Source organism: Paraburkholderia lebeckiae, assembly GCF_014201005.1.
In the GTDB taxonomy this organism is placed as follows: Bacteria; Pseudomonadota; Gammaproteobacteria; order Burkholderiales; family Burkholderiaceae; genus Paraburkholderia; species Paraburkholderia tuberum.
Window position 1 is genome coordinate 49,809 of record NZ_JACHDK010000026.1, and the last position, 26,043, is coordinate 75,851.

Consider the following 26,043-nt stretch of genomic DNA (forward strand, 5'->3'; position numbering starts at 1 on the left):
GCAATACGCTGCGGGACGTGAGCACCGTGTGAGCAATGCACGGGCAGCGCGCTCAATAGGTGGCGCGGCCGCCCGACAGGTCGAATACCGAGCCGGTGCTGAAGGCGCAGTCTTCGGAAGAGAGCCACAGGATCAGCGACGCCGCTTCTTCCGGCAGCAGGAAACGGTTCATCGGAATCTTCGACAGCATGTAGTCGATGTGCTGCTGCGACATCGAATCGAAGATTTCGGTCTTGGCCGCGGCCGGCGTGACCGCATTGACGAGGATGTTGCTGGTCGCGAGTTCCTTGCCGAGCGACTTGGTGAGCCCGATCAACCCCGCTTTCGACGCGCTGTAGTGCGAAGCATTCGGATTGCCCTCCTTGCCCGCCACCGACGCGATATTGACGATGCGGCCGTAGCCCTGCTTCAGCATCTGCGGCACGACCGCGCGGCAGGTCAGGTAAGGGCCGATCAGATTCACGTCGATCACGCGGCGCCACATGTCGGGCGCAAGCTCCCAGGTCGTGCCGTTGCCGCCGGTGATGCCCGCGCAGTTGATCAGCACGTCGATCGAGCCGTGCTCGGCCACCGTTTGCGCGGCGGCCTGCTGGACCGCGGCGTCGTCGGTCAGCTCGACCGTGACGGCGCTCACCTTGCCGAGTTCGCTCAGCTCGCGCTGACTGCGCGCGAGCCGTTCGCTATCGACGTCCCACAACGCGACCGACGCGCCCGAGCGCAACGCCCGCTGCGCGACCGCGTAGCCGATGCCACGCGCGCCGCCGGTGATGACGACCGTGCGCCCCTCCAGATCGATCCGATTCATTGCTGTGCTCCTGTGGGCCGCCGTGCGGCGTGCCATCGAGTTGTTGTATATCGCTGCGGTCAATATACGGGCGGTGCGATGCGCCAACAATTCGACTATTGGAGGGGGCAATAGCAAAAGTGGATCGGCAGCGGGAGCGAACGCTAAAGGGAAGCGAAGCGGCTAATCCTCGGCAGCGACGAAAAGCATCGACACATACAGAATGGTCGACACGACGATGATGCCGACGCCGAGCAGCACCTTGGTCTGGTCGAAGTTGATCCCGCCGATGATCGCTATGCCGATCCCGAACACCGACGACAACGTGCCGAGCGCCGCGAGGCCCACGTGTATCTTGCTGCGGACCAGCCGTTTGCGCTCCGATTCCGCAGTGGTTTCCGTTTCGCTCCGTTCCATTCCCCGCTCCTTCGCGCGCGACGCGATGACCATCGTGAAACCTGAGCCGCAATGGCCGGCGCGCGACATCGAACCGCCGGTTGCGGTTCGACGCCGTGCAACCTCTACGCTTCAGCGTAGTTTATTTAAGCCTTCTCGATCGCCGTTATTTGACGTCCGCGCCATTGCGCGACACCGACGCCGCGATGGCCGAGACGAACACCGCGCGCACCGAATCGCCGACCTTCAGTTTCTCGAGCGCAATGTCCGGCGCCACGTCGAGCGTTTCCGTGCGCGACGGCCCGCGCAGCGTGATCGTGCGCTTCTTGCGATCGATCTTGCGCACCGTCGCGACGACCTCGACGCGCCGCGCCGATGCAACGACACCGTTGGACGCAGGCTGCGTGACTTCGGTATCGATGCGCTGGCGGATTCCGTTCGGCGCGAGTTTGTCGACACCGACCAGCACCGCCTTCTTGTACGCAATCGTCACGACGTCGCCGACATGCAGCTTGCTGACGTCGGCGGCTTGCGGATTCACGTCGAAAGTCTCCTCGCCGCCTTGCGGGCCGCGCAGCGTCACGCTGTTCGTCGCGGGATCGATCGCGACGACGCGCGCCTGAACGTGCAGCAGCGCCGCGGCGCCAATTGCCCGCTGTTCCGGCGCGGACGCGGCCGCGCTGTCCTGTGCCAGCGCCGGACCCGCCGCCGCGACGCAAACCACCAACGCAACCGCGATCGCCTTCACCCGCATGAGCCCGGAGACCGTTGAATTGCAAGCCATGAAATGCTCCTTTTGATTGCGTCGTTGTTACGGCAAATGTTTTGTCGCAGATCGCGTACTACGCTTGGCACCGGCAAGTGCAGTCGCTTCGAATAAAAATAAAAACCGACTATTAATCGCTTTTATCGGACGGGGTTATGGTTTTTGAAACCAATGGCGGTTCCTGTCTAATGCGTCGATTCGTCCCGGAGAACTGGTCGTGAAAAGCGCGCGCTTCTCCATGCGATGCAATCGGTATGCGGAGTCGTGGCGGATGAGCTTGCGCAAGGAGCCGAGCAGCTTTGCGCATGCGTTCCCGCAAGCGTCAGCGGAGGGGTAGAGAGCTAGCCATAACATATTCCTCGCAACGAGATGGACTACCGGGCGACCCAACGTGAGCGGGTCCGGAAATTGCCGAACGTTATGACTATTTAAAACGGTTTCGGAGATGCTAGCAAACGCGCAAAGGAATGGCAAGACAAGTGGCGGCGCATCGCCATTCCCGATTAATCGGGTTTGCAGCGTCAAATCCTTTATGACGGTGGGCGATTCATTTGCCATAAAAATATGACGGCTGCAATTCGTTGAGCTCAAATGCCCGGCGACGCCGTCCTCGCTCTGGCTCTGTCCGGTTGCCTGACAACAGTCGAATCGGCGCATTCGAGATGCATTGAAAAGCGGTAGGCGAGCGGCAGATTGCCAATCGCCGAACGACTCCGCACAAACCCTTAATGGATGATACTGAAGCGATTACGCATCGCTGCGCGACGAATACAAAAAATTGTCGTCAATCATTGGAATACTGCGAACACGGCTGTATTGATCGAGCGAATTTTGCCGTCGAAGGACGCCTGAGCCGATGGCCACCCCCATGTGGGCATCACGGGCACAGGGTTTGCTAAAACTAGCGTCAGCGTCTGACGCACATACATTGATTTATCGAAAGGACACCACACATGGTCACGACTCGCCCCTGCACCGCCGCCTGCGTCATCGACGGCCGCCTCGTCACGCTGACGTTCTATCCGGACAACGGCGTGCTGCGTATTGCCGATTCGTCCGGCGCCTGTCTAAGAGAAACGCGCTGGCATGGGTCATGGCGCGCTCTGCTCGAGGAGTTCCGCGGTTACTACCAAACGGCGGAAAACGACGCGGCGCGCGGCTTCGACGATATCGTCGCCCGCCTCGTCGAGCGCAGCGCTGATGCCCAGCGGGAATTGGCATTCGCGTGAAATGGCATGCGCTTGCGATCAAGCGCGTGAGAGGCGGCGGCAGCGCTCGGCACCCGTTCGTTGCCTCGCGATCCGGGGTCGTTCCTGGCGCCCCGCTGCCGCTCGCGAACACTGGTCATTGACCGAAATAAGTCTTGCACTCCGTGCTGAACGAGCATGACCGGCCGCGCCGGCCTCCCGCTTGCGACTCGCCCGCCGGAACCCCACCATACGACGCGTTGCGTATGCCCTGCTCACGCGAGTCCCAGTTCTGACCGAACGACATGTCGGTCGTCGCCTGCGCCGATTCGTTCGCATCGTGCTCCATCATCGCGCGACCCGACACGGCGGGGCCCGCCTGGCCGCTCAACTCATCCGCGATGGCCGTTCTCGGCGCGAGAAACAGAACGGCGGTCGCGGCAATCATCAATATACGTACTCTCATTTCCGGACTCCTCGAATCCGGCGCAGCAGTGTTCGTCCTCCATAAGAATTGATCCGCGAACAGCCAACCTGCCCAATCGGGCCGAGGAACGGGTCGATGCCAATGCGCTACTGCTGCGACGGGTCACCGAACTAAACAGATGAAGAATTACCGCGCTTGCAACCGATACTCGACGCGTTCCCGAGCGTCGGCGGAATCGGCGCGCAAGGCGGCTGTAAGTCTGCATTGCGCAGCTTGTCGTCCTTCTTTTATAGTTCGCGCACCCCGGAATTCAATCCAGGAGCTTCCAGCAGTGTCGCCAATCGTCCACACCGTTCGACAAACCGCATTCACCGACAAATTCAACGTGAACTAAGCGTGCTTTGCTCGCGCATTGCGTTATCATGTTGCTACAACGCACAAAAAAGCGAACCCGCACGTCGGCGAAAGTCCGGTGAAAGACGGACAGCGTGGAACGACTCCATCCATTCGCAATCATTGCATCGAGACACAGAGTTTTTCATAGCGAACGTCAGGCTTACCGGCCTCGTTCGTCGCGTTGCGACATGCTGAAATATTTGCTGATCGAGACTCTCGGTTCGAGGGTCGGTTGTTCCAGCGGCCGTCTTTGTCCAAGGCCGTATTGCAGTTCAGGGAGCAACGTTTTTTAACCCGGCACATGACATTTCCGTCAATCGACAACCCCACCGTGGGGCGGCCCCATTCAGTCGGGCTCGACGCTTCGCCGCTTTTTCCCCGCAATCTGTCTTCGACAGCACGCTGCACGTTTTAGAAGGACGAATATCCTATGGACGAAAGGAAGCGAGATAGCATGATTGCGTATCTCCGCCATCGTATGGAAGAGTTTGGTATCAGACCAGAAGACCTTGCCGCAGCGCTGGCGACCGAGTCATTGGCCAAAAAGGCTGAGCGCTATCGCAATGCGACCGGAGACAGCTGGGACGGCAATGGCGAAATGCCGCAATGGTTGAAGCAGGCCATTAGTGCCGGCCAGAGCATTGAGCATTTCGAATTGGCCGCAAAACCGGCGCCCGCGCCCCAACCGAAAAAACAGGTGGACTGGTCGAATGACCCGTTCGCCGGCACGCGGCTCGGGCGTCCGAATAACCGCTAGGTGCAGGCCGCCGCGCTCGAAGGCGCGGGCACAATGGCTGCGGCTTCGAAACGAACCGCCGTGCCACGCACCAGTTTTGCGCCACCGCTTGCCACATTTACGGCATTCGCGGCATTCACCGTATTCCCCGCATTGACGGCATTCGCCGCATCGGCGCGATTCGCATGATTCGAGGCAGGCTGCGCATATTGCGGCAGCTCGATAAGCGCGCTGACCTGCCGGACGATCTGCCAGAAGGTCTTGTCGAAAAGACGGGCCTGCTCGTCAGCGGACCCGTGGCCGCCCGCGAGCGGATCGGTAATGGTCCAATAGACGAACGCCGGTGCGCCGGGAAATACCGGCACGTGCAGTCCGCCGACGAATTCGTCGAGCGCGATCACGATATCCATGCGCGGCGCCCATTCGCCGGTGAATTCGAGCCAGCTTTTAGGGCTCAGCACCGCGCGCCCGGAAATGCCGGGCCGCAATTGCGCGACCGCGAGGGGATGAAGGCGCGCGGCCGGTTCAGGGCCCGCGCTGAACGCGTCGAACCGGTGCCCCGCCAGTTCGCGCAGTAAAGCTTCTGCAATGATGCTGCGGATCGAATTATCGCGGCAGAGAAACAGCACCTTATATTTTCTGGACACGCTTACCCCGTACCGATATTTTTATTGGCCTCTGGGCGGAATTGTGCCGCTCCAGTCTTGCGCCCCCGTGACACTACGGCGTCTTTATTATTTGCGCCTCGGGATTCGCACCAGATATCTCGACTCACGGGCACAGAGCACAACTTTGCGAACGATGGGCAGTGTACCAGTGTCCGGCCCGCTGTTTCAGCACCTGTCAATATTTGCCAGATCAACCGACGCTGCCGCCGGCCCGCCGGTCCGGCACGTTGGTTTTGGCCCGGTCGCCGTCGGCGGCGGGTCAGAACTTCAGGCTGTTGAGGAACTGGAACCACAGGTTGCCGAGCGCGCCGGCCGGATGCATGTCGCTGACGGTTTCGTCGCGCTTCGCGTGGCTTTCGCGTCTGGAAGGCTGCGTGTCGTGAGAGGCGGTTTGCGAGGCCGTGCCGGAGTGTTGCGCGGTGTCCGCCAGTTCGGGCTCGGACGCCTCGGCTTGCGCCGCTTGCGCGCTCTTCTCGGTCTTTCCCGCGCGCTGGGCGTTTTGCGCGGCGTCCGCCTCGTCGCGGCGCGCGGCCTGCAACGCCGCGACGCTGTCGGCGATCTGCGCGGCGCGCCGTGGTTCGCATTGCCGCCCGAGCAGTACGCCGAACAGCACGTCGCGATTGTGACCCTGGTCGGCGAAGCGGATCGCGATCGACACCATCTCGGCATACGCGGCTTCGTCGGCCGCGCGCGCCGCTGTCTCGCGCTTCGCCTGCGCGCGTTGCCGACGCGTGTGCTGCGCCTCCCACTCGCGCATCTGCTCGGCGTAGACCGCGTCGTAGACGTTGCGCTGCTCGACGTCGGACAGGATCGCGTAAGCGTCCTTGATTTCCTGGAACGCCGCGCGCGCCACGTCCTCAGCACCGTGGTTGCGGTCCGGATGCCACTTCATCGCGGCTTTCCGGTAGGCCCGCTTGATTTCGTCGTCGGTGGCGTGCGCGGGCACGCCGAGCGTCTCATACAGGGTTGCCATGCTGGACTCGATCTCGCGGAAAATCACTGCGGGCATCGTAGCATGCTAAAAGCGGCGTCATCGTGAACCGGCCGCCACGCAAGCACGCGCATGCCGGCATTGCCGCGATGGCACGGCGGCGCATCGTCCGCCAACTGCCCACGAAAAAAGGCCCCACCACTTGCGTAGCGAGGCCGAATCCCATGTCTAAGGAGATGTCATGGAGGAGACGAGCCCATCTTACCGTCAGACCCGCATGCGCCCAACCAACGGTTCGCCATATGCTTATCGGCCGCGCGCTCACGCGCATTGCAAAGCGGCTCGGCGACCTGCTCATGCAGGGTTATATCGTTAGAACAAAAAGTCGCTTAGCCGCGCGGCGGCCGCTCATTAAGATCACGCTTCAAAGTCCGGTTCGCTCCGGCCGGTCCGTTCGCGGCCATGCAGGTGCGTTGCTAGCGCTGCATGAGTTCCGCATGAACCGCACCGTGAACCGCAATCGAAGGAGCATTTCGTTGAGCAGATCCGATCTTTTCCGCCCGCCGCTCGTCGTCGGTATTGGCGGTACGACGCGCGCGGCCTCGTCGACCGAGCGCGAGGTCGCCTTCGCGTTGCGCGGCGCCGAAGCCGCGGGCGCCCATACCTGCCTGTTCGGCGGCACCTTTCTGCATAGCCTGCCACACTACGCGCCGGAACAGCCGGCCCGCACCGACGAATAACTCGAGCTGATCGAGGCGGTGCGCCGCGCGGACGCGGTGATCGTCGCGACACCCGGCTATCACGGCGGCGTGTCCGGGCTCGTGAAAAACGCACTCGACACGCTCGAGGAATTGCGCGCCGACGAGCGCCCGTATCTGGATGGCCGCGCGGTGGGCTGCATCGTCACCGCCTACGGCTGGCAGGCGGCGGGCTCCGTGCTGACGTCGCTTCGCTCGATCGTGCATGCACTGCGTGGCTGGCCGACGCCGTTCGGTGCCGGCATCAACACGCTGGAGACACGCTTCGATAGCGCGGACAGCTGCTCCGATCCGAAGGTGATCAAGCAACTCGCGAGCGTCGGCCAGCAGGCCGCGCAATTCGCGCTCGCGTTCAATGCACAGCGTGCGCACGGCACCCCCGCCGCGTCGAGCCATGCGACTGCGAGTCTGGCCTCCGCACCAAGTCCCGCCACCTCCCTCGCCGCTGACGGTCGTCCCGCGCGCATCCTGCACGCGGTCTGAAATACTCCCTCGGCACGTGACGCCGCCACAATCGCGCGCGACGCCACGCTTTGCGCCGAGTGACCGTGCGCCACATAACAGACACCGCGCCCCCACGCGAATAGAGTCACCGGACACAGCGACTTCGATCCAATCCGGGCTTTTGATTACCACTCCCGCCCCGCGCTGATTTGCTTTCGACGAAAGATTGGTTCACCCGTTGCGCAGCGCGCCCTACGCTCGACCTGCCCGCCGCTTCACTCACCTACGGCAACGACAGGGCCGCGCCGCAAGCATTGGTATCCCGCACGACACTCGCGGACACACAGACAAGTCAAGATCATGAACTCACATATCCGCTACAAGGGCTACGAGGTCGAAGCGGCAACGCAACTGCTCCCCAACGGATTATTCGCCGCCAACCTGACGATCGAGCAGCGCAACGAGAATACGCGCAAGGCTTATTCGTTCGACGCGCTCGACTACTTCTTCGACGAAGAGCATGCGCTCGCCTACGCGTCGGACTGGGGGCGTATGTGGATCGATAATCACCAGTAAGCTCCCGGAGCGCATCGATATCGATGACAGCGAGCGCGACACGCGTTGCGCATCGCCCGGCATCGGGTTTCAGGCGGATGTGCCAGAATAGGCGAACCCTTGCGTTCGCTGTCTGCCTGCGTGACCTGTCCGCTACTTCGACGGATGCAGTCGAAACTCGCGCCACCCGCGACGCACCCATCGATACGGAGACGCCGGTCATGACATGGACCGTCGACGCACAACTCGCGCTCAGCGCGACACAAGCGGTCGAGGCGCTGCAATCGGGCCGCCTCAAAGCCGCCGACTACGTCGCCACCCTGCTCGCGCGCGCCGCCGCGCTCACGCACCTGAACGCGCTCACCACGCTCGACTTCCACGGCGCGCTCGCCGCGGCGCAGCGCATCGACGCATTGCCGCCGGCTGAGCGAGCACGTCTGCCGCTCGCCGGTTTGCCGATCGTCGTCAAGGACAACATCAACACCGCAGGTCTACCGACGACGGCCGGCACCCCCGCGCTCGCGGGCTTCGTGCCGAACACCAACGCCCCATCGGTGCAACGCCTCGTCGACGCGGGCGCGATCGTGCTTGGCAAGGCCAACATGCACGAACTCGCGTTCGGCATCACGAGTACCAACCTGTCCGCGCACGCGGGGCCGGTGCGCAATCCGTACGATCCGTCGCTGATACCGGGCGGCTCGTCGGGCGGCACCGCGGTGGCGATCGCCGCGCGCATCGCGCCCGCCGGACTCGGCACCGACACCGGCGGCTCGACCCGCATCCCGGCCGCGCTGACCGGCACCGCGGGCTTGCGTCCATCGGTCGGCAATGGCGGTGCCGAGCGGCGCTATCACGACCCCAACGCGGTGGTGCCGATCAGCCATACGCGCGATACCGTCGGGCCGATGGCACGCAGCGTCGCCGACCTGGCGCTGCTCGACGGCGTGATCACCGGCGACGGCGCGTTGCCTGCGATTGCGCTCGATGGCTTGCGCATCGGCTTGCCCGCGCCGCTGTGGGATGCTCTCGAGCGACAGGTCGAGGCCGTCGCGCGCGCCGCACTGCAACAGCTCGAAGCGGCGGGGGTCACGTTCGTGCCGGTCGCGATGAATGAGTTGGAGTATCTGAACGGGATGGTCGGCGGTCCGCTCGCCATTCACGAAGCGCGCGACGACGTGCTCGCGTGGTTGGTCGCGAATCGGGCGCCGGTGCAAACCGTCGCGGCACTGGCCGTGCGCATCGCGAGCCCGGATGTGCGCGCGATCTACGACGACGTGCTCGCCGACGTGCTCGGCTCGCACTACTCGGCGGCGCTCAACTACTGGCGACCGCGGCTGCAGAACTACGTCGCCGCGACGTTCGCGAATGCCGGTCTCGACGCGTTGCTGTTTCCGACGACGCGGCTCGTCGCGGTACCGATCGACGATCTGAACGGCTCGTCGACGGTCACGATCGACGGCGGTCCACCGGTCGATACGATGGAAGCGTTCCTGCGCAATACCGACCCGGCCAGCACATCCGGCATTCCGGGGCTGTCGCTGCCGGCGGGTATCAGCGCGAGCGGGCTGCCGGTCGGCCTCGAACTCGATGGACCGCTCGGCTCGGACAGGCGCCTGCTGGCCATCGGTGTCGCGTTCGAACAGGTACTGGGAACGTTGCCCGCGCCGGTGCTTTGAAGCCCGCGTTTCACGTGCGCGCCATCAGGTTTGTGCTTTAATGCCTGCGCGTTGCAGCCCGCATTCCGACGCCTTGCCCGTCCGAACCTCCCCTTAAGCGACGATGACGAACCCCGCCACCGCCCTCTCATCTCACGGCCTCGTACGCCGCGTCGTTCACTTGAGCGCCGTGCTCGCGGTCGCTTTCGCCGCCAGCGCCTGCGCGCGCCTCGCGACGGTCGATTCCAACGTGCTGTGGAAGATCGTCGACATCCGCTGCGTGCCGTCGCAGCAGGCCACGGGCACACCGGATCAATGCACGGTCGTCGATCTCGACAAACGCTACGTCGTCCTGAAGGACATTCGCGGCCGCTCGCAGTTTCTGCTGATGCCGACCGATCGCATCACCGGCATCGAAAGTCCGCTGATCCTCGCGCCCGATGCGAAGGACTACTGGCGTGACGCGTGGGATTCGCGTCATTACGTGCAGCAAGCGGTCAAACACGAGTTGCCCGACGATCAGCTCGGCCTCGAAATCAACTCCGAATCTCGTCGCTCGCAAAACCAGCTGCATATCCACATCGACTGCATGCGGCGTGAAGTCAGCGCCGCGCTCGCCAATCACGCTCACGACACGCCCGGCGAGTGGCGTTGGGAGACGCTCGATGGCGAGCGCTACAGGATCATGCGGGTGAACTCGCTGAGCGGCGCCGACAACCCGTTCCGGATCGTCGCCCGCGACAATCCTGATCCGGCGACGATGGCCACGCAAACCATCCTGGTTACCGGCGCGGGACCGTCCGCGGCTCGGGATGGCTGGCTGATCGTCAACAGCGGTATCGACATCGAAGGCGGCAGCGGCACGGCCGAAGGGCTGCTCGATCACGCGTGCCGCGTCGCGGACGATCATTGAGCGTTTGCCGAACACGCAGAATTCGCGCCCGCTTTTCCACGATTGCGCAGATGCATTGCTCAATAAAATGGTTCGGGCGTTCCAAAGTGCGGCGGCAAAGCCATGCCTGGAAAGCTCAAACTTCCAGGTTATCGATCAGTCGCGTGTTTCCGAGGCGCGCAGCCGCGACGACAACGAGCTTGCCCGCATCCACCTCCTGTGCGGCTGGAGACCGCAAATTGACCTGCTTGCGCACCGAAACGTAATCCGGCTGCCAACCTCGGTCGACCAACGTGGAGAATGCGCGTCGTTCGATGCCCTGGATATCTTTGTCTCCGCTCAAGATCCTGTCGCGAATCTGATTCAGAAGCCGATGCAACATCGGCGCCTCGACCCGCTCTGCGGGCGTCAGGAAACGATTGCGAGAGGACAAGGCAAGACCGTCGCAGTCGCGGATGGTTTCGTCCGCGACAACGTCCGTTGGCATCGCGAACTGCTTGCACATCTCCCGAACAATCATCAATTGCTGGTAGTCCTTCTTTCCAAAGACGGCCACACGCGGTTGCGCGCACAGCATCAGCTTCATTACCACCGTGCACACGCCCTGGAAAAAACCGGGCCGGAATTCACCCTCCAGCATGTCGCCCATGCCTCCCGGCGGCTGCACTCGGTACTCTTGCGGCTGTGGGTATAAATCATGTTCCGTAGGGGCAAAGACGACATAGACGTGGGAGACGATATGCGCCCCGATCTCCGAGCCTTTTTCCAGCACGCAGACGCCAATCCCGACGCTTTTTTCGGCTGCCAGCTGCTTCAGGCGGATCGCCGCGGAGAGGCCTGCGGGACCGCCGCCGACGATCACCACGTCGTATTCCATCGACTCGCGCGGTCCATAACCTTGCTGATTGTTTTCCGCCATCCCCCACAGCCTCCCTGACGCCTCGAAACGTCGACACACTCGTTGGACTGTCGCCCGTCGAGGGCGCCGTCGACACGAGAATTGCGTTCAGCGTCTCCCGTAGCCGACAGCAAAGAGTATACATAAATGAATGGCGTATACCAATATGAACGCGCAGGGACCAACAATGGCACGGCGCCTACGGGCGAAGCGCCCGCCCCGCCCCGTCTCAGAGCGGCGCTCCCCTCGACACGTCAAGAAATCCCGCGGTCTGGAGTTCCTCGAAAATCACCTCTACGGCCATTTCGGGAGAAACGGTCAGAGTGTTGATGTGGATCTCAGGATTCTGCGGCATCTCGTAGGGCGAATCGATGCCTGTGAAGTTCTTCAACTCGCCGCTACGCGCTTTCTTGTAAAGTCCTTTCGGATCGCGCTCCTCGGCCACTTCGAGTGGCGTGTCGATGAAGACCTCGATAAATTCACCCTCCTCCATCAGCTCGCGTGCCAGGGCGCGCTCCGCGCGAAACGGCGAAATGAATGCGGTAATGACGATCACGCCCGCATCTGCCATCAATTTCGCCACCTCGGCAATGCGTCGGATATTTTCCACCCGGTCCTCGGCCGTGAACCCGAGATCCTTGTTCAACCCGTGACGAACATTGTCTCCGTCGAGCAGATAGGTTCGCTTGCCCATTCCTCGCGGCAGGCGCCATGCAACTAGGACAGGTCTTCTCGCTGCTCGCCCAGCAACCTGCCGGCACGCACGCCGGATTCGGGTTGAGCGCGACGACAGCCGGATTACTGATGTTCAGCATCAACATCGTCGCGCTGGTCGCGAGCCCATGGAGCGGCCGGGTTGCGGCCCGCTACAAGGCCCGGCCCGCTGCCTTGGTTGGCATGCTCATACTGGCCTTGGGCTGGGCCTCGCTGATCGTGCTTCATCGCAGCCTGCTGCTCTTCGTTCCGGGTGCGGTGCTGTGCTCGTTCGGCCTCGCCTTCGCAAGCACGGCGCTGTACAACCAGATCGTGGAAGCGAAGCCTGCACATCAGACGGGCGAGGCAACGGGCATGCTCTACGTTTTCTTCTCGTGTTTCTTCGCGGTAGGCGCCCAGGCGGTATTTGCGCTGCTGCGCAGCGCGACGGCGGGACACGACGGTGCATCGTTCCCGGCCGATACTGGCTATGTTTCGGTATTCGTCTACATCGCCTGTAGTTCGATCGCCGGACTGCTGGTCGCCTTCATGCTGCCGAAGCGTCGTACACACTGACGGTCGTTGCGACCGATCCGTTGCGCGTGGGTACGACGCTTCTTCGACCGCACCGCGACCGCGGCGCATTGAAGCACCCGCTTCACTGCGCCGCCGACCGACTGGCGAGTCACTCCTCTTCTGCCTGACCCAACGCAGACGCCCGCTGTGCGACTCTGATCATGTTCTCTTCGAGCCGGTGACGTTCGCGGTCGAAGCGTTCGAGCGGCGCACCAATTGCCATCGCCGCGATGACATTGCCATTTGGTCCGAAGATCGGCGACGACACGCCGGCCGAATCCGGCAGTAGTTCACCGCGACTCACCGACAGGCCGCTTTCGAGGATGTGGTCGAGTTCGTCACGCAACGCCTTCTTCGTTGCGATCGTTTGCGGGGTGCGGCGCTCGAACTTGACCGTCTTCATGTAGTCGTTAACGAAAGCGTCCGGTGCATGGGCGAGCAGCACGCGGCCCGCAGCCGTGCAATAGAGCGGGCGACGCAAACCGATGTGCATTGAATAGCGCACCGATTGCTCGCTCTCGATCACGTCGACATAGGTGATCTCTTTGTGTTCGACGTCAAGGACACCGACATACACGGTTTCATTGGTGCTCTTCGAGAGATCCACCAGGAACGGGCGCAGTATCTTCGAAAAATTCCACGCGGCCATCACGCCTGCCGACAACCGGAAGATCGACGGTCCCAGGCGATAGCGGCCTACGTCGTGCATCAAGTACCCTTCCGCCACCAGAGGTCGCAGCAGATTGAGCAGGCTGCTCTTAGGTGACTCGAGAGCGACACTCAGTTCTGCTAGCGACATCCCGTCCGGAGACTTCGCCAGCACATCGAAAATTCCGAGGAGTCGGGTCAGCGAGCGCGGCCCGCTGACGTCCCGGTCCGCCGGCGCTGAGGTCTCTTTCAACATGATTTTCCCCATGAATTGACTGTATAGAATATACGGGAACTATTCACATAGTTTTACATCGATCACAATCTGGCACACTTTAACACCACCCGAATTCGGGAATACGCCAGGGCGCTCCCTCACACCGCTTGAGATGTATTTGAACGTCGTTCGCAAAACTGAAATGCGGAAGCATCATCTTCCAGACCAATTACGCAATACGCTCGCGCGTCGAACAGCAACATCAACCTTCACTTCTGGATTCACTCATGTACACGAAAAAACTGGCAGAAAAGGTCGCCATCGTGACCGGAGGCGGCCAAGGCGTTGGACTCGCGCCACGCTGTCGTGGCGAACAGAGCCCGCCAGATTACGCGCGTCACGCGCATTCTCTGGCACCCATACCTCCTATCCAGGCTACAGGCGCGCGATGAAACCGTATGTCAATCGCATTACTGAATTACTCGGCATTCAATACCCCATCATTCAAGGCGGCATGCGCTGGGTGGCGCGAGCCGAACTGGCGGCGGCCGTGGGCAATTCCGGCGGTCTCGGCTTCATCTCCGCCCACAGGCTCGCCTGAAAACAGGAAAGCTCACGGGACCCGGTACGGATGCGGAGCGACGTCTGCCGCTTGGATGGGGCGATCCCGCCGATATTGCCGCCGCGGTGCTGTACCTCGCAGGGCCGTCAGGCCGCTACATGACGGGCCAATCGATTACGCTCGACGGCGGATTTCTGATTAGCTGAAGACGTCCGCACCCAATCATCTTCACTGTCTGGTGAATTCCGATGAACTACCAACGATTGGGCCACAGCGGCAAGACTGAAGCGAACCGAACAGCGCGACCTTCATCGACACTCAAAACGGAGCATTCCATGTTTAGTGAAACACAGATCGGCGCGCACCTCGCGCAGAGGTTCAATCTGACGGGCAAGACCGCCGTTGTTACCGGCTCTGCGCAAGGTCTCGGTCGCGAGATTGCGCGACTGCTCGCCGAGGCCGGCGCCAAGGTCGTGATTGCCGACTTGAACCCCGATGCCGCGTCCGCAACAGCGTCGGATATCGATGCGGACGGCGGCATTGCGATGCCATGCAAAGTCGACGTGGCCGACGAAGCATCCGTCAAGGCACTATTCGCAGCCGTCGATGCGAAGTTTGGCGGTGTCGACATTCTGATCAACAACGCGGCGCACCGTTCGAAGGCCGAATTCTTTGAAATGTCCGTCGAACAATGGGACCAGATGCAAGACGTCACGCTGCGGGGCACGTTCCTGTGTTGCCGCGAGGCTATCACGCGCATGAAGGCGAACGGCGGCGGCTCGATCGTCAACGTCTCCTCCGTTGGCGCACTGCGACCCACGCTGTGGGGCGTCAACGCCCATTACGACGCCGCGAAGGCCGGCGTGGACAGCATCACGCGATCACTGGCCAGCGAGTTCGCGGCCGACGGAATCCGCGTCAATTCAATCCTTCCGGGCGGCATGGCCAGCGAGGGGGCAAGAACATCAGCGCGACGTTCAAGATTCGAGGGCCGATCGTAGGCGCAGGACGGATTCCGATGGGACGAATGGCCGCCCCGATCGAGGTTGCACAGAGCGTACTCTTTCTCGCAAGCCCTGCCGCAAGCTATGTCACCGGGCAGATCATCGCCGCGGACGGCGGCTTCACGGTCGGCTAGGACTAGTCGTCCGGTTACCCGTTTCGCAAATCTGACTGCAACCGTTATTCGTTGAATCGGACCGGGCGGCAGGTGATCTTCGGCGTTTTCCGTCATCCCGGCATTTGCGCTGATGAGAAGCCGGGGGGTTGGTTTCCAGACATTCTCGCGTCGTGAATGGCGTCGATGCGTGCGCTGCGGCCGGCTTTGCTTTTTCTGACGCCGTGAATTTCCATGCCAATGGTGCTTATCGGCACTCCACGAAATAGTAATTCATTAAGCATGAAGCAGTATTTTTTACACAATTTTCTTAAATAAAAAATTATAAAACGCGCTTGATTTTTCACATTTGTTCAGACAACATCAATTCGCCGGACATTGCGCCGAACCACCATTAAATGCGATTGATTTCAGCAGCTTAGCTGACTGCGTCCTGTCGTGTATGTCGCATTGTCGCCGACATTTAAACGTCAATTCGTCATGCATTTCCAAATGCAGGAGGTTCTATGTCCATCGAAAAGCGTATCTTTCATTTACCTAACTCGCTTAAGGTACAAGTCGAATCGCATATTTTTGAAGTTGGTCGTAAAACCGTAATACTGGTGAATGGCGCTTTAGCGACAACTGCGTCGTTCGGACAGACAATCAAGTATCTCGGCGAGCGATATAACGTCATTTGCTTCGACCTGCCTTATGCGGGGCAATCAAAGCAGCACAATCGGGCCGGTTCCCTCCTGACGAAAGAGGACGAAGTCGAAATCCTGCTGCGCCTGATTCAACACTTCGAGCCCCGCTTCCTGTATTCCGTGTCATGGGGAGGACTCGCGTCATTGCTCGCGCTGGCGCGGCAGCCTGCTTCCATCGAGCGGGCGGTAATCGGCTCCTTCTCACCGTTTCTCAACGATGCGATGGTCGCCTATGTGACGCAAGCGAGGCATCTGCTCAATGCGGGCGAGAATCTGCAAGCCGCGCAACTGCTGAACGACACCGTGGGCAAACATCTGCCGCGCATACTGAAACTCCTGAATTACCGCTATCTGACGAGCCTGCCGAAGGAAGAGCAAAGTCAGGTCGCCTTTCACGTCGAGCAGATACTGGCGTTAAGGGCCGAAACGTATCTGGATCAATTGGCGAACATCCGCTGCAGGGTGAAGTTCATCAATGGCGATCTCGACGAATACACCACTGCGCACGACATTCGCACCATGGCGCGCTATGTCCGTCACGCGCAGTTCGCGACCGCACCGAACACCGGGCATTTCCTTGAACTCGAAGGGCGGGCACAGGCCGCCACGATGCGCGACGAAATTCTCGGCTTCTTCGGCGTCAACCAGGAGGTCGATCGTTCCCGGCTCGACGCGCTCTCGCCCGCGGCAGAAGCGCAAACGTTTGCTCACTCGGGACTGAACGTCGAATTCGGGAGCGGAAAATGACGATCTATCACACGCTTGCCGTTCTCGGCCCATGGGCCGTCTGGGTCGCCTACTGGATGAAAGCATCGTCCGGTGTGAAGAAAACCCTAAAACGCGAGGATCGACTTTCACGCACGCTTCAGTCGATCCCGCTGATCATCGGCTGTGCGCTGATTGTGTTGCCGGACGGCGTCGCCATCTCGAGTCCGGCGGCCGCTCATTTCGATTTGCAGCAATGGATCGGCCTCGCGATCGTTGTCGCCGGCCTCGCTTTCTCGGTGTGGGGCCGTCGCCATCTCGGGCCCAACTGGAGCGTGTCGGTCACGCTGAAAGCCGACCACGAACTCGTCCGCAGCGGTCCTTACGCGCTCGTGCGTCATCCAATCTACTCAGGTTGCCTGCTGGCGATTGCGGGCGCCGCGCTCGTCAACGAACAATGGCGCGGCGTGATCGGCTTCGTACTGATCTTCGCTTCGCTCGCGTATAAGGTGCGCGTCGAGGAACAGTGGCTCTCCGAGTATTTCGGTGCGCCGTACCGTACCTATCGCGAGGAGGTACGGGCCCTCGTGCCGTGGCTCTATTGAGGAGCCGCAAGCAAACCATGGCACAAATCGTCATTACTGCAATCGGCTCGGCAGGCGACGTTCATCCGTTCATCGGCATTGCGCGAACCCTGGCAGAACGCGGACATCGGATCGTGTTCTGCACGCATCCGCAATTCGCCGCGCTCTCGGCACAACACGGCTTCACGTTCGTGCCGATTGGAACGTGGGACGAGTATGCGCGGGCGATTGCAAGCCCGGCGCTGTGGAATCCGCGGACCTCGTTTCGCACGCTATGGACCGTCATCGCACCGACTATCCGCCCTCACTTCGATGCGCTCGCCGCGATCGCGACCCCCGACACCATACTGGTCGGCTCGTTGTGGGCGTTCGCCGCGCGGCTGATGCAAGAGGTTCATGGCACGCCCTACGTATCGGTCCAGGTGTCGCCTTCGACGCTGCTTTCCGCGAGCGCTCCTCCCACGCACAAGCGTCTGATCGTGCCGATGTGGCTACCGCTACCCGTCAGGGCAAAGTGCATGGAAATGATCGAAAAAGGCGTGCTCGACAAGGCGTGCGGACCTGCTCTGAACGACGTCCGGGAAAAGCTTGGGCTTGCGCCCGCGAGCCGCATACTCGGTGAGTGGCTGCACTCGCCCGACGGCGTGCTGTGCCTGTTCCCGGACTGGTTTGCCCCTGCTCAACCCGACTGGCCGCGCAATCATTTCATGGCGGGCTTTCCCCTCTTCAACGATGTAGCGCCCAATGCCTTCGACGACGAACTGCGCGCCTTCGTCGCCTCGGGCGAACCTCCGGTCGTGTTCACGCCAGGCTCCTCGCGGATCGACGAGCGGACCTATCTGGGCGCCGTCGACGAAGCCGTGCGCCGCACGGGTGCCCGCGCGATCGTGCTCGCCGGCACCGCCGCAGCGCGGGCGCTCGCGCGCCGCGACGTGCTGGTGCGCGACTTCGTACCCTTGCGAATGCTCTTGCCGCACTGCGCAGCCATGGTCCATCACGGCGGCATCGGCACGGCGGCGCTCGCATTCGCGGCTGGCATTCCACAGGTCGTCACCCCGTTCGCGCACGACCAGTTCGACAATGCGCAGCGCGTGGCGAAAAGCGGCTGCGGCCTTCGCATCGACAGTCCTGCAAGCGGCAAGGCGCAGGCCTCGGCACTCGTGCGCGTCACCACGGACAAGCTCGTGACGGCCCGTTGCACGATCGCCAAACGGCTCATCGACGCAGCGCCCGACGCCTGCGAGGCGGCCGCGCGATATATCGAACGCTGCGCAGATCAGCGCGGCGACATCGGCATCCGTTCGGTCGCCTGAACGGCTTCGGGAAATACCGTCCACATGAGTACTTCAAGAGGCATGGTCATACAGGACGTCGGCGGCCGCGACGCGTCGCCACTGCGCGGCGCGTGGCTCGCGTTGCTGACCTTCGCGCTCTCGCTCGCCACCTTCATCGAGGTGCTCGACTCGACGGTCACGAACGTCGCCGTGCCGTCCATCGCCGGCAGCCTCGCCGTGTCGAATTCCCAGGCGACGTGGGTCATCAGCTCCTATTCGGTCGCGGCGGCTATCGCGATTCCGCTGACGGGATGGCTGTCGCAGAGGATCGGCGAAGCGCGTCTTTTCGTCTGGTCCGTGCTGCTGTTCACGCTGACGTCGCTGCTATGCGGCATCGCCGGCAACCTGGAACTGCTCGTTCTATGCCGCGCCATGCAGGGACTCTTTTCAGGTCCGATGGTGCCGCTGTCGCAGGCCATCTTGTTGCGCTCGTTTCCGCCGCAAAAGCGGGTGCTCGCGCTTGCACTCTGGGCAATGACGGTGCTGCTCGCGCCGATCTTCGGTCCGGTGCTCGGTGGCTGGATCATCGATCAATTCTCCTGGCCGTGGATCTTCTTCATCAATCTGCCGATCGGCCTGTTCGCCTTCGCGGCCTGCGCCGCGCTGTTGCCGCGCGAGCGTCCGGATGCCCGGCAGCCGCCGATCGACATGATGGGTATCGTGCTGCTCGTCGTCGGCGTGGGCGCACTACAGGCGGTGCTCGACCTCGGGCGCGACCACGGCTGGTTCGACTCGCCGCTGATCGTTGCGCTGTCGTTGATTGCCGCGCTCGCGCTGGTTTGCCTGTTGATCTGGGAGTCGGCTGAACCTTTTCCCGTCATCGACCTCGACCTGTTTCGCGACCGCACTTTCTCCTTCGGCGTCGCGATCATTTGTCTTGGGATGGTCAGCTTCTCGGTAATCGGCGTCATCTTCCCGCTGTGGCTGCAAACCGTGATGGGCTACTCCGCGTTTCAGGCCGGACTGACCGTTGCGCCGCTCGGCATCCTTGCCCTCGTCTTTTCCATGCTGATAGGGATTTTTCTGGACCGGTTCGATGCCCGCGTCGTGACATCGTTCGGCTTTCTCGTGTTTTTCGCGGTGCTGGCATGGGACGCGCACTTCACGCTGACGATGTCTTTCTGGCAAATCGTCACGCCAACGTTTATTCAAGGTATCGGCCTGCCTTGCTTTTTCATTCCGCTGAGCGCAGCGATTCTGTCGCGCATTCCCAACGAGAAGCTCGCTGCCGCATCGGGCCTGTCGAACTTCCTGCGCACGTTGTCCGCCGCGCTCGGCACCGCCCTCAGCGTGACCTGGTGGGACAACCGCGCCGCGCAGCACTACGGCACACTTGCGCAATCTGTCACGCAGGCATCCGAGGGCACCGGCCTTTTCACGCGGTCGCTGCAAACGCTCGGATTCGGCGCCAACCCATTGGCGGCCATCCGCGATGTCGTTCAGCAACAGGCGTACATGATGGCGACCAACGACCTGTTTTACGCGGCGAGCCTCGTGTGCCTCGCGCTCGCGGCGCTGATGTGGGCCACCAAACCCTGGCGCGGCGTATCGGCCCAGCGCGCCGGACATTAATACTCCTGACAGGGTGACGATCATGAGCCAGACGATCTCCTCTCCCGGCGCTGCGGCCAGCGCCGGTTATGCAGTGCCGCTGCTCGGTGCGCTGGTGGTGTTGTACCGCCCAACTTCCGAGCACCTGACTCACCTGCTGGAACTCTGCGCGCACGGCACGCCGTTGCTGGTCGTCGACAATTCGCCGGCGGCCTCCAGCGCGTTGGCCGATGCGCTGAACGCGCACGGCGCGGAGTATCTCTGCAACGCGAATCGTGGCGGCATTGCCGGTGCTTATAACCGGGGCCTTGCGCGGATGTTCGAACGCGGCCTCGGCGCCGTCGCGCTATTGGATCAGGATTCGCAGGTGAGCACCGATTACTTCCGGTTGATGCTCGAGTCATGCAAGGCGCTCGGCCCACGAGCTTTCGCGATCGGACCGCGTATCTACGACGAGAACGTCAGGCACTTCCTGCCGCAGATGGTTAGCAACGGCTTTTCGATCCGCACGCTGGTGTTCGAAGCGGACGCATCCTTGCAGCCGTGCTCCTTTCTGCTGTCCTCCGGTTGCGTGGTCTCGCGCCTCGCGTACGAGCGCCTCGGTGCGTTCGCGGAAGCGCTGTTCATCGATCACGTCGACACCGAATATTCGTTGCGCGCACTGCTGCACGGCGTCCAGTTCTATGTCGAGCCGCGGCTCACGCTGTTACATCGCATCGGCCACAAACGGCAACATCGTCTCGGCCCGGTGCGCATCACGTCGATGAATCACCCGGCTTTTCGACGCTATTACATGGCGCGTAACGGCATGCACCTGTGCGTTCAATATGTCCCCTCCCTGCCGGTCGCGCTCGTGCCCAATTTCATCACACTGCTGCAAGTCTTCCAGGTGCTGCTCTTCGAGTCCGGCAAGCGGGCGAAACTATCCAGTATCGGTTGCGGCATCGTCGACGGCCTTCTCGGCCGGCTCGGTCCGCTCGAAACGGCGCGCCCGCGGCTTGCGGCGCGCCTCGGACACGGCTGACCGATGACGACCGATTCTTGCCCCATCGGCTTCGCACGAAAGCGCCTATGGACGGCGTTCGTGTCCACCGCTTCGCTATGCGCGCTGTGCGCGGTCGCGGGTTGCGCGGACACCAGCTCTTACCATCCGCTTGCGATGCATTCGCCGGGCCCCGAGGCGCTCGCGCGGACCGCGCAGGATGCGCAGACGGCAAACGGCGCATGGCCGCAAGCGCAATGGTTCGAGTCATTTCACGACAAGCAGCTCGATGCATTGATCGCCGAGGCGTGCGCCGGCAATCCGGACATCCAGGCCGTCGGCGCGCGTCTGGCCGAGGCGCAATCGCAACTCGACCAGTTCGCTTCGGGCACGGGACTCACGGGCGGCGTCGCGGCTGCGGCCTACAAAGCGCGCATGCCAGCCATCAACGGCGCGGCGGACGTGAACGTGGCGGGCACCACGGTTCCCATCAATCTCTTCAGCGATCCGTGGGTCTCGCCCGCGAGCGTTATCGCCGGTGCGAACTACGACCTGGACCTGTGGGGCAGGAACCGCGCCGTGACCCAGGAGCTCGTGTCCGCACGCGACGCTGCGCATGTCGAAGAACAGCAGGCCCGCCTGATCATCACCACATCGCTGGTCACGCTATACGGCCGCCTTGCCGACGAATACGCCAAGCGGGATCTGATTGCGGCGAAGCGGCAACAAGCGGACCAACTCGACGAGATCCGGCGCACGCGCGAGGCAAGGGGAATCGAGAGCACCTACGCCGCACAGCAGGCACGTATCGAGCAGGCCACGCTGCGCATGCAATTGCAGACGACCGACGACGCGATCACGCAAACGCAATTGCAGATCGGCGTCCTGACTGGCGAGGGACCGGAACGCGGCCTCGCATTGCGGCGCCCGACGCTTGCCAACGCCGACGCCGCTGCTATGTCCGTGCCCGCGAATCTGCCATTCGACCTGCTCGGCCGGCGCCCGGACGTCGTCGCCGCAAAGTTGCGCGTGCAGGCCGCGACCGCAAAAATCGCGGCAACGCGCGCGGCGTTCTATCCGAACATCAATCTGTCCGCGGCGGGCGGCCTGGCGTCGCTCAGCCTTGGCTCGCTGTTTTCGAGCGCGTCGCTCTTCTTCGCATTGGGCCCTGCCGTTTCGTTGCCGGTCTTCGACCGCGCGCGTCTGCGCTCACAACTGCATGGCGACTACGCGCAAGCCGACGAAATGATCGCGCTGTACAACAAGACGCTTGACGGCGCGCTGGCCGAGGTCGCCCGTTCCATCACGACAATGCGCAACCTCACCGCACTCATCGACGCACAGACACAGATAGTCGCGGCGCGCGACAGGATTCTCACCGTCGCCACCGAACGGCAACGCCGTGGCCTCGTCCAGCAGGCGGACGTGCTGGCGCTGCATGACATGCGGCTCGATGATCAGTTGCGTCTTCTCGAACTCAACGGGCAACGACGCGACGCTCATATCGCGTTGATCCGGGCGCTCGGCGGTGGGTTCGATGCGACTGCAAGCGTCCCCTCGGCCGTTTCGCCGGCCAGCCACGCGAATCAGGAGTCGCGCGACAGCATCAGCGACATCCGCCGCGATAGCCGCTTTTCTTCCCTTCCCTCCTCCAGCCAGGCCTCATGAGTACAGAAAATCTGCTTGGCGAACGCGTGCCGATGACGGAGCGCGACACAACGAAGGTCAGCCGCCGGAACCGGCGGCTCGCGCTGCTGTTCGGCGTCGTGTCGATGGCGGCGGTTGCGGCGGGCGTGCACTGGTTCGTCTCTGGGCGTTACGTCGAGGAAACGGACAATGCGTATGTCAGCGGCAACGTGGTGCCGATCGCCGCGCGGATTGCAGGCACGGCGCGCGAAGTGCTGGTCGGCAATACGCAGTACGTCAAGGCCGGTCAACCACTTGTCCGGCTCGACGACACCGAGGCGCGTATTGCGCTGCAAGAGGCCGAGGCACAGTTGATCCGCGCGGTGAGGCAGGCGCGCAGCGCCAGATTCTCCAACGCCATGTACCGGGCTGCCGTCGACTCGCGCGCCGCCGAGCTCGCGCTGGCCGAACAGAGCCTGAAAGCGCGCTCGGGCGCAACGGTGGAAGTGGTCTCCGGGGAAGAGTATGCGCGGGCCGAGGAAGCGGTGAAAGTTGCGCGGGCCAATCTTGCATCGGCCCGCAGTCAGCTTGCCAGCGGACTCGCCGCGAGCGGCTCGGGCCGAATCGATGACGATCCGGCCGTGATGCAAGCTGTACAGCAAGTGGAGCTTGCGTATGTCCGAAACGCGCGAACGACAGTCGTTGCGCCGGTCGAAGGCGCCGTTGCCCTGCGTTCGGTGCAGATCGGTCAGCCGGTTGCGGCCGGCACACAGCTGATGACGGTCGTGCCCGTCAAGCAGTTGTGGATCGAGGCCAACTTCAAGGAAGGACAAGTCCGCAACCTGCGTATCGGCCAGCCGGTTTCCGCGGTCGCCGACCTCTACGGATCGAACGTGGTATTTCACGGCCGGGTTGGCGGACTGTCACCGGGAACGGGCAGCGCCTTTTCCATGTTGCCGCCGCAGAACGCGGCCGGCAACTGGATCAAGGTCGTTCAGCGCGTGCCCGTCATCATTTCGCTGAACCCCGAGGAGCTCGCCGCGCATCCGTTGCGAGTCGGCCTCTCGATGACAGTGTCGGTCGATACGCATCAACGCGACGGAGCGCTAAGCACCAGCGCCACCGCGCAGGCAGGTGCGAACGCGGCACCAGCGCCTGACGATGACATGACGCGCGCGGAGGCCATCGCGAGAAAATTGATCGGGAAGAGCGATAGCTTGGGCTCTCATGACGCCGGTGAGGATTGAGTTCGACAGCGCAGAGGCGCGGCCAATTGTTCAATGCCCGGCTGCACTGGCTGCTGCGGCATTCACCTTGGCCATTGTCTTCACCCGGATCAACGAAATGGTCACCCGATCCCGAGATCAGTAAGCTGGTGCGGCATGACGAGCGTCGGTCGACTGGCCGGTCAAGCTGATATGAAAGCAAATATTGTCGATCATTCTTGACGTTCAAGCATAGCGGGCCGCTTTGGAGCGCTTCCGGGCGTCTTCTGTCAATGAGTACAGCCGGCCACGAGCCGCCGGTCGAGGTCGCCATCCAACTTGGACAGCGAAGATCTCGTACGCCCTCGCTCAATGGCCGGTCTCCGGCGAGCGAATTGCCGGTGGTACTGCCTCATCCCGGCCCAGAAAGAGACATTCATTTTCGTCACCAATTTGTGCTCTCTAACCAGCTAACGATCTGCCAAATCCGGCATTTCCGTGACGCTGTAGGGGCATCACTAGCGGTGTGAGCCGATCACGGTAGACTGCGCGACAGAAGACCCCTTCGCTTCTGGATGCCGAAATGACGTTGCTACGACAGTCGATTGAAACTTATATTCATGCGAAAGACGGAAACCGGCCGCATTTGATGCACAGCGCATTCATGGTTGACGCCGAGCTTGTGACGGAAGTCAAAACCGAAGAAATATCGTTTCCAACCTTGGTTAAAGGCGTGGACAACATTTCGGCTATTTTGGTGAGCCAGTTCGCGCAGCGCTACGAAAACATCTACACGCTGTGCATGGGCACACCGCCAGACGACCAAACGACATTCCGCTGCAATTGGCTCGTATGCATGACCGAGAAGGTATCAGGTGCTGCACGCGTCGGTTTTGGTAACTACGATTGGCTTGGTCAGGATGGGTCGGGAAGGGTTGCGAAGCTGAAAATAACCATCGAAGAAATGAAAAACCTGCCCGGCGAATCGAGCCAAGTGATTCTCGAATGGGTCCGGATGTTGCCCTATCCGTGGTGTCCGCATGATTTGCCAGCGAAAAGTGCTCCGAATGTCCCATCGGTTCAGAGAATTGCTAAGCACCTAGCTGGTTGACTCGATCAATGGGATGCCGGTAAGCCAGCCCCTGTTTCCGTAGGGCGAACTGCCGCTGACTTGGTGTCGCCAATGACCGCTGTCGGGAATGTTGACTGTCGCTTGTGGGTCGGGAGTACGCACTGCCGACTGGCCGCTTCCAGACCGCGAGATTCCACTGGCCGCTTTCCGGCAATGAATTTGAAGCGCGGACTGACGCAGCCCGACCCTGCAGAGACCTTCAGCTTTTCCGAAAACGGCCGTTGACTGCGCATGCCTGACCGTGCAAGGACGCAAGAAACAGCGGTTTCTATAACGAGCTTTGTTGAGCGCCAACGTTACGGCTAGACCTCTGCAGTAGGGATACAATCTACCGGACTGCGCATGGGAAGCGATGTGCATGAACCGATAATTTATAAGCCAAACTTAATTCCTCGGGGGCGTTTCATGAGTTCGGACCGTAGGCGAAAGGGAGCGATTTACCCGACCAATGATCGGTCGTCTATCACCCGATTGGCGGGAGCATTAATATGCTTGCCTCTGCTCTACGCGTTAGTTCTCCAATTCTTCCCGCGAAAACGTCACGCAACTCTTGTCGATCCACATGCGCTACCGATGTTTCTATTCGCGGTATTCGTACCCGGCATTCTTCTGTACGTTTGCGTGAAAATTGCCGGAAAGCGAACGACATGGGTGTGCTTTAGTGTTCTAGCATTCTTCGTTGCCATCGATTGCTGGTTGTTCGAAGTTGGCGGCGGAGCGATTGCGCCAGCTCTGGGTCTAATCGAGCTTATGGTTGGTGGAGTCTTGCTACCAATAGCTGTAGCCACGGGCGATAGCCGAACCGGCCTTTAGTCCCTCGGACTTGGCTTTCCGGCATAGATTGAAAATCATCTAGCGGACCTCCTGCCGCCGCCCTGACGGGCGACGGGGTTAAAGTGAGTTTGCCAAAACTGCTTTAACCGGAGGGGGTC

25 protein-coding genes and 3 pseudogenes are annotated in these 26,043 nt (G+C 61.8%); 19 read left to right on the forward strand and 9 right to left on the reverse strand.

Annotated features, from left to right (window positions below):
- Positions 1 to 52: 52 nt before the first annotated feature.
- The 3 genes from HDG39_RS30155 to HDG39_RS30165 all read right to left on the reverse strand — a co-directional run bounded on the left by HDG39_RS30155 (position 53) and on the right by HDG39_RS30165 (position 1,964).
- Positions 53 to 805 carry an SDR family NAD(P)-dependent oxidoreductase gene (locus tag HDG39_RS30155; RefSeq protein ID WP_184011284.1) on the reverse strand — a complete coding sequence of 251 codons (753 nt, stop codon included), beginning with the start codon at positions 803 to 805 and terminating at the stop codon, positions 53 to 55.
- Between the two features lie 162 nt (positions 806 to 967).
- Complete coding sequence (locus HDG39_RS30160) at positions 968 to 1,201, reverse strand: hypothetical protein (RefSeq protein WP_184011286.1); 234 nt, start codon at positions 1,199 to 1,201, stop codon at positions 968 to 970.
- A 145-nt stretch (positions 1,202 to 1,346) separates the two neighbouring features.
- Positions 1,347 to 1,964, reverse strand: a complete 618-nt coding sequence (locus HDG39_RS30165) for a copper-binding protein (protein ID WP_184011289.1) — start codon at positions 1,962 to 1,964, stop codon at positions 1,347 to 1,349.
- Between the two features lie 935 nt (positions 1,965 to 2,899).
- Here HDG39_RS30165 and HDG39_RS30170 point away from each other — a divergent pair.
- Complete coding sequence (locus HDG39_RS30170) at positions 2,900 to 3,175, forward strand: hypothetical protein (RefSeq protein WP_184011291.1); 276 nt, start codon at positions 2,900 to 2,902, stop codon at positions 3,173 to 3,175.
- Positions 3,176 to 3,290: 115 nt separating this feature from the next.
- Here the strand turns inward: HDG39_RS30170 and HDG39_RS30175 are convergent, their stop codons facing one another.
- Complete coding sequence (locus tag HDG39_RS30175) at positions 3,291 to 3,599, reverse strand: hypothetical protein (RefSeq protein ID WP_184011293.1); 309 nt, start codon at positions 3,597 to 3,599, stop codon at positions 3,291 to 3,293.
- Between the two features lie 787 nt (positions 3,600 to 4,386).
- Here HDG39_RS30175 and HDG39_RS30180 point away from each other — a divergent pair.
- Positions 4,387 to 4,713, forward strand: a complete 327-nt coding sequence (locus HDG39_RS30180; RefSeq protein WP_184011295.1) for an H-NS histone family protein — start codon at positions 4,387 to 4,389, stop codon at positions 4,711 to 4,713.
- On the opposite strand, the gene HDG39_RS30185 is transcribed toward HDG39_RS30180, so the two are convergent.
- Positions 4,710 to 5,339 (reverse strand): arsenate reductase/protein-tyrosine-phosphatase family protein, encoded by a 630-nt coding sequence (locus HDG39_RS30185; protein WP_184011297.1) that lies wholly within the window; start codon positions 5,337 to 5,339, stop codon positions 4,710 to 4,712. The genes HDG39_RS30180 and HDG39_RS30185 overlap by 4 nt on opposite strands.
- 280 nt (positions 5,340 to 5,619) lie before the next feature.
- Positions 5,620 to 6,333, reverse strand: a complete 714-nt coding sequence (locus tag HDG39_RS30190; protein WP_184011299.1) for a J domain-containing protein — start codon at positions 6,331 to 6,333, stop codon at positions 5,620 to 5,622.
- Positions 6,334 to 6,788: 455 nt separating this feature from the next.
- Between HDG39_RS30190 and HDG39_RS30195 the strand changes: the two are divergent.
- The 4 genes and pseudogenes from HDG39_RS30195 (at position 6,789) to HDG39_RS30210 (ending at position 10,616) form a co-directional block, all read left to right on the forward strand.
- Positions 6,789 to 7,532 (forward strand): annotated as a pseudogene (locus HDG39_RS30195) (NADPH-dependent FMN reductase).
- Between the two features lie 321 nt (positions 7,533 to 7,853).
- On the forward strand, positions 7,854 to 8,069 hold the full coding sequence (locus HDG39_RS30200; protein WP_184011301.1) for a DUF6566 family protein: 216 nt from the start codon (positions 7,854 to 7,856) through the stop codon (positions 8,067 to 8,069).
- A 200-nt stretch (positions 8,070 to 8,269) separates the two neighbouring features.
- Entirely contained in the window at positions 8,270 to 9,724 is a 1,455-nt protein-coding gene (gene iaaH, locus HDG39_RS30205; RefSeq protein ID WP_184011303.1) for an indoleacetamide hydrolase, read from the forward strand.
- A gap of 103 nt (positions 9,725 to 9,827) precedes the next feature.
- Positions 9,828 to 10,616 (forward strand): CDP-diacylglycerol diphosphatase, encoded by a 789-nt coding sequence (locus HDG39_RS30210; RefSeq protein ID WP_184011305.1) that lies wholly within the window; start codon positions 9,828 to 9,830, stop codon positions 10,614 to 10,616.
- A gap of 115 nt (positions 10,617 to 10,731) precedes the next feature.
- Here the strand turns inward: HDG39_RS30210 and HDG39_RS30215 are convergent, their stop codons facing one another.
- Together HDG39_RS30215 and cysC are read right to left on the reverse strand one after the other, a co-directional pair.
- Positions 10,732 to 11,514: a 4-phosphopantoate--beta-alanine ligase gene (locus HDG39_RS30215; protein WP_184011307.1), complete on the reverse strand. Its 783-nt coding sequence runs from the start codon at positions 11,512 to 11,514 to the stop codon at positions 10,732 to 10,734.
- Between the two features lie 208 nt (positions 11,515 to 11,722).
- A pseudogene (gene cysC, locus HDG39_RS30220) lies at positions 11,723 to 12,187 on the reverse strand (adenylyl-sulfate kinase); the annotation flags it as partial.
- 17 nt (positions 12,188 to 12,204) lie between these two features.
- On the opposite strand from cysC, the gene HDG39_RS30225 reads away from it, so the two are divergent.
- Positions 12,205 to 12,762: an MFS transporter gene (locus tag HDG39_RS30225; protein WP_260328362.1), complete on the forward strand. Its 558-nt coding sequence runs from the start codon at positions 12,205 to 12,207 to the stop codon at positions 12,760 to 12,762.
- A 109-nt stretch (positions 12,763 to 12,871) separates the two neighbouring features.
- On the opposite strand, the gene HDG39_RS30230 is transcribed toward HDG39_RS30225, so the two are convergent.
- A complete protein-coding gene (locus tag HDG39_RS30230) occupies positions 12,872 to 13,666 on the reverse strand; it encodes an IclR family transcriptional regulator (RefSeq protein WP_184011309.1) in 795 nt (264 codons plus the stop codon).
- 409 nt (positions 13,667 to 14,075) lie between these two features.
- Between HDG39_RS30230 and HDG39_RS30235 the strand changes: the two are divergent.
- The 12 genes and pseudogenes from HDG39_RS30235 to HDG39_RS30285 form a co-directional block, all read left to right on the forward strand.
- A pseudogene (locus tag HDG39_RS30235) lies at positions 14,076 to 14,216 on the forward strand (nitronate monooxygenase); the annotation flags it as partial.
- A gap of 8 nt (positions 14,217 to 14,224) precedes the next feature.
- Positions 14,225 to 14,395 carry an SDR family oxidoreductase gene (locus HDG39_RS30240; protein WP_260328371.1) on the forward strand — a complete coding sequence of 57 codons (171 nt, stop codon included), beginning with the start codon at positions 14,225 to 14,227 and terminating at the stop codon, positions 14,393 to 14,395.
- A 129-nt stretch (positions 14,396 to 14,524) separates the two neighbouring features.
- A complete protein-coding gene (locus HDG39_RS30245) occupies positions 14,525 to 15,190 on the forward strand; it encodes an SDR family NAD(P)-dependent oxidoreductase (protein WP_260328363.1) in 666 nt (221 codons plus the stop codon).
- 17 nt (positions 15,191 to 15,207) lie between these two features.
- Positions 15,208 to 15,327 (forward strand): SDR family oxidoreductase, encoded by a 120-nt coding sequence (locus tag HDG39_RS35350; RefSeq protein ID WP_260328364.1) that lies wholly within the window; start codon positions 15,208 to 15,210, stop codon positions 15,325 to 15,327.
- A 485-nt stretch (positions 15,328 to 15,812) separates the two neighbouring features.
- Positions 15,813 to 16,739, forward strand: a complete 927-nt coding sequence (locus HDG39_RS30250) for an alpha/beta fold hydrolase (protein WP_184011311.1) — start codon at positions 15,813 to 15,815, stop codon at positions 16,737 to 16,739.
- Complete coding sequence (locus tag HDG39_RS30255; protein ID WP_184011313.1) at positions 16,736 to 17,302, forward strand: methyltransferase family protein; 567 nt, start codon at positions 16,736 to 16,738, stop codon at positions 17,300 to 17,302. Before HDG39_RS30250 ends, HDG39_RS30255 begins: the two co-directional genes overlap by 4 nt.
- 17 nt (positions 17,303 to 17,319) lie before the next feature.
- Positions 17,320 to 18,594 carry a glycosyltransferase gene (locus HDG39_RS30260; RefSeq protein ID WP_184011315.1) on the forward strand — a complete coding sequence of 425 codons (1,275 nt, stop codon included), beginning with the start codon at positions 17,320 to 17,322 and terminating at the stop codon, positions 18,592 to 18,594.
- Positions 18,595 to 18,618: 24 nt separating this feature from the next.
- Positions 18,619 to 20,187 carry a DHA2 family efflux MFS transporter permease subunit gene (locus tag HDG39_RS30265; RefSeq protein WP_260328365.1) on the forward strand — a complete coding sequence of 523 codons (1,569 nt, stop codon included), beginning with the start codon at positions 18,619 to 18,621 and terminating at the stop codon, positions 20,185 to 20,187.
- A 22-nt stretch (positions 20,188 to 20,209) separates the two neighbouring features.
- Positions 20,210 to 21,190, forward strand: a complete 981-nt coding sequence (locus HDG39_RS30270) for a glycosyltransferase family 2 protein (protein ID WP_184011317.1) — start codon at positions 20,210 to 20,212, stop codon at positions 21,188 to 21,190.
- A gap of 60 nt (positions 21,191 to 21,250) precedes the next feature.
- Entirely contained in the window at positions 21,251 to 22,816 is a 1,566-nt protein-coding gene (locus tag HDG39_RS30275; protein ID WP_184011319.1) for an efflux transporter outer membrane subunit, read from the forward strand.
- A 188-nt stretch (positions 22,817 to 23,004) separates the two neighbouring features.
- Positions 23,005 to 24,021 carry an HlyD family secretion protein gene (locus HDG39_RS30280; RefSeq protein ID WP_503125007.1) on the forward strand — a complete coding sequence of 339 codons (1,017 nt, stop codon included), beginning with the start codon at positions 23,005 to 23,007 and terminating at the stop codon, positions 24,019 to 24,021.
- Between the two features lie 541 nt (positions 24,022 to 24,562).
- A complete protein-coding gene (locus HDG39_RS30285) occupies positions 24,563 to 25,090 on the forward strand; it encodes a hypothetical protein (protein WP_184011323.1) in 528 nt (175 codons plus the stop codon).
- Positions 25,091 to 26,043 lie beyond the last annotated feature (953 nt).

What these genes read in the sequence shown, in the direction of transcription:
- HDG39_RS30155 (WP_184011284.1), bottom strand. Translation starts at nt 805, where the DNA reads ATGAATCGGATCGATCTGGAGGGGCGCACGGTCGTCATCACCGGCGGC.
- HDG39_RS30160 (WP_184011286.1), bottom strand. Translation starts at nt 1,201, where the DNA reads ATGGAACGGAGCGAAACGGAAACCACTGCGGAATCGGAGCGCAAACGG.
- HDG39_RS30165 (WP_184011289.1), bottom strand. Translation starts at nt 1,964, where the DNA reads ATGGCTTGCAATTCAACGGTCTCCGGGCTCATGCGGGTGAAGGCGATC.
- HDG39_RS30170 (WP_184011291.1), top strand. Translation starts at nt 2,900, where the DNA reads ATGGTCACGACTCGCCCCTGCACCGCCGCCTGCGTCATCGACGGCCGC.
- HDG39_RS30175 (WP_184011293.1), bottom strand. Translation starts at nt 3,599, where the DNA reads ATGAGAGTACGTATATTGATGATTGCCGCGACCGCCGTTCTGTTTCTC.
- HDG39_RS30180 (WP_184011295.1), top strand. Translation starts at nt 4,387, where the DNA reads ATGGACGAAAGGAAGCGAGATAGCATGATTGCGTATCTCCGCCATCGT.
- HDG39_RS30190 (WP_184011299.1), bottom strand. Translation starts at nt 6,333, where the DNA reads ATGGCAACCCTGTATGAGACGCTCGGCGTGCCCGCGCACGCCACCGAC.
- HDG39_RS30200 (WP_184011301.1), top strand. Translation starts at nt 7,854, where the DNA reads ATGAACTCACATATCCGCTACAAGGGCTACGAGGTCGAAGCGGCAACG.
- iaaH (WP_184011303.1), top strand. Translation starts at nt 8,270, where the DNA reads ATGACATGGACCGTCGACGCACAACTCGCGCTCAGCGCGACACAAGCG.
- HDG39_RS30210 (WP_184011305.1), top strand. Translation starts at nt 9,828, where the DNA reads ATGACGAACCCCGCCACCGCCCTCTCATCTCACGGCCTCGTACGCCGC.
- HDG39_RS30215 (WP_184011307.1), bottom strand. Translation starts at nt 11,514, where the DNA reads ATGGCGGAAAACAATCAGCAAGGTTATGGACCGCGCGAGTCGATGGAA.
- HDG39_RS30225 (WP_260328362.1), top strand. Translation starts at nt 12,205, where the DNA reads ATGCAACTAGGACAGGTCTTCTCGCTGCTCGCCCAGCAACCTGCCGGC.
- HDG39_RS30230 (WP_184011309.1), bottom strand. Translation starts at nt 13,666, where the DNA reads ATGTTGAAAGAGACCTCAGCGCCGGCGGACCGGGACGTCAGCGGGCCG.
- HDG39_RS30245 (WP_260328363.1), top strand. Translation starts at nt 14,525, where the DNA reads ATGTTTAGTGAAACACAGATCGGCGCGCACCTCGCGCAGAGGTTCAAT.
- HDG39_RS35350 (WP_260328364.1), top strand. Translation starts at nt 15,208, where the DNA reads ATGGGACGAATGGCCGCCCCGATCGAGGTTGCACAGAGCGTACTCTTT.
- HDG39_RS30250 (WP_184011311.1), top strand. Translation starts at nt 15,813, where the DNA reads ATGTCCATCGAAAAGCGTATCTTTCATTTACCTAACTCGCTTAAGGTA.
- HDG39_RS30255 (WP_184011313.1), top strand. Translation starts at nt 16,736, where the DNA reads ATGACGATCTATCACACGCTTGCCGTTCTCGGCCCATGGGCCGTCTGG.
- HDG39_RS30260 (WP_184011315.1), top strand. Translation starts at nt 17,320, where the DNA reads ATGGCACAAATCGTCATTACTGCAATCGGCTCGGCAGGCGACGTTCAT.
- HDG39_RS30265 (WP_260328365.1), top strand. Translation starts at nt 18,619, where the DNA reads ATGAGTACTTCAAGAGGCATGGTCATACAGGACGTCGGCGGCCGCGAC.
- HDG39_RS30270 (WP_184011317.1), top strand. Translation starts at nt 20,210, where the DNA reads ATGAGCCAGACGATCTCCTCTCCCGGCGCTGCGGCCAGCGCCGGTTAT.
- HDG39_RS30285 (WP_184011323.1), top strand. Translation starts at nt 24,563, where the DNA reads ATGACGTTGCTACGACAGTCGATTGAAACTTATATTCATGCGAAAGAC.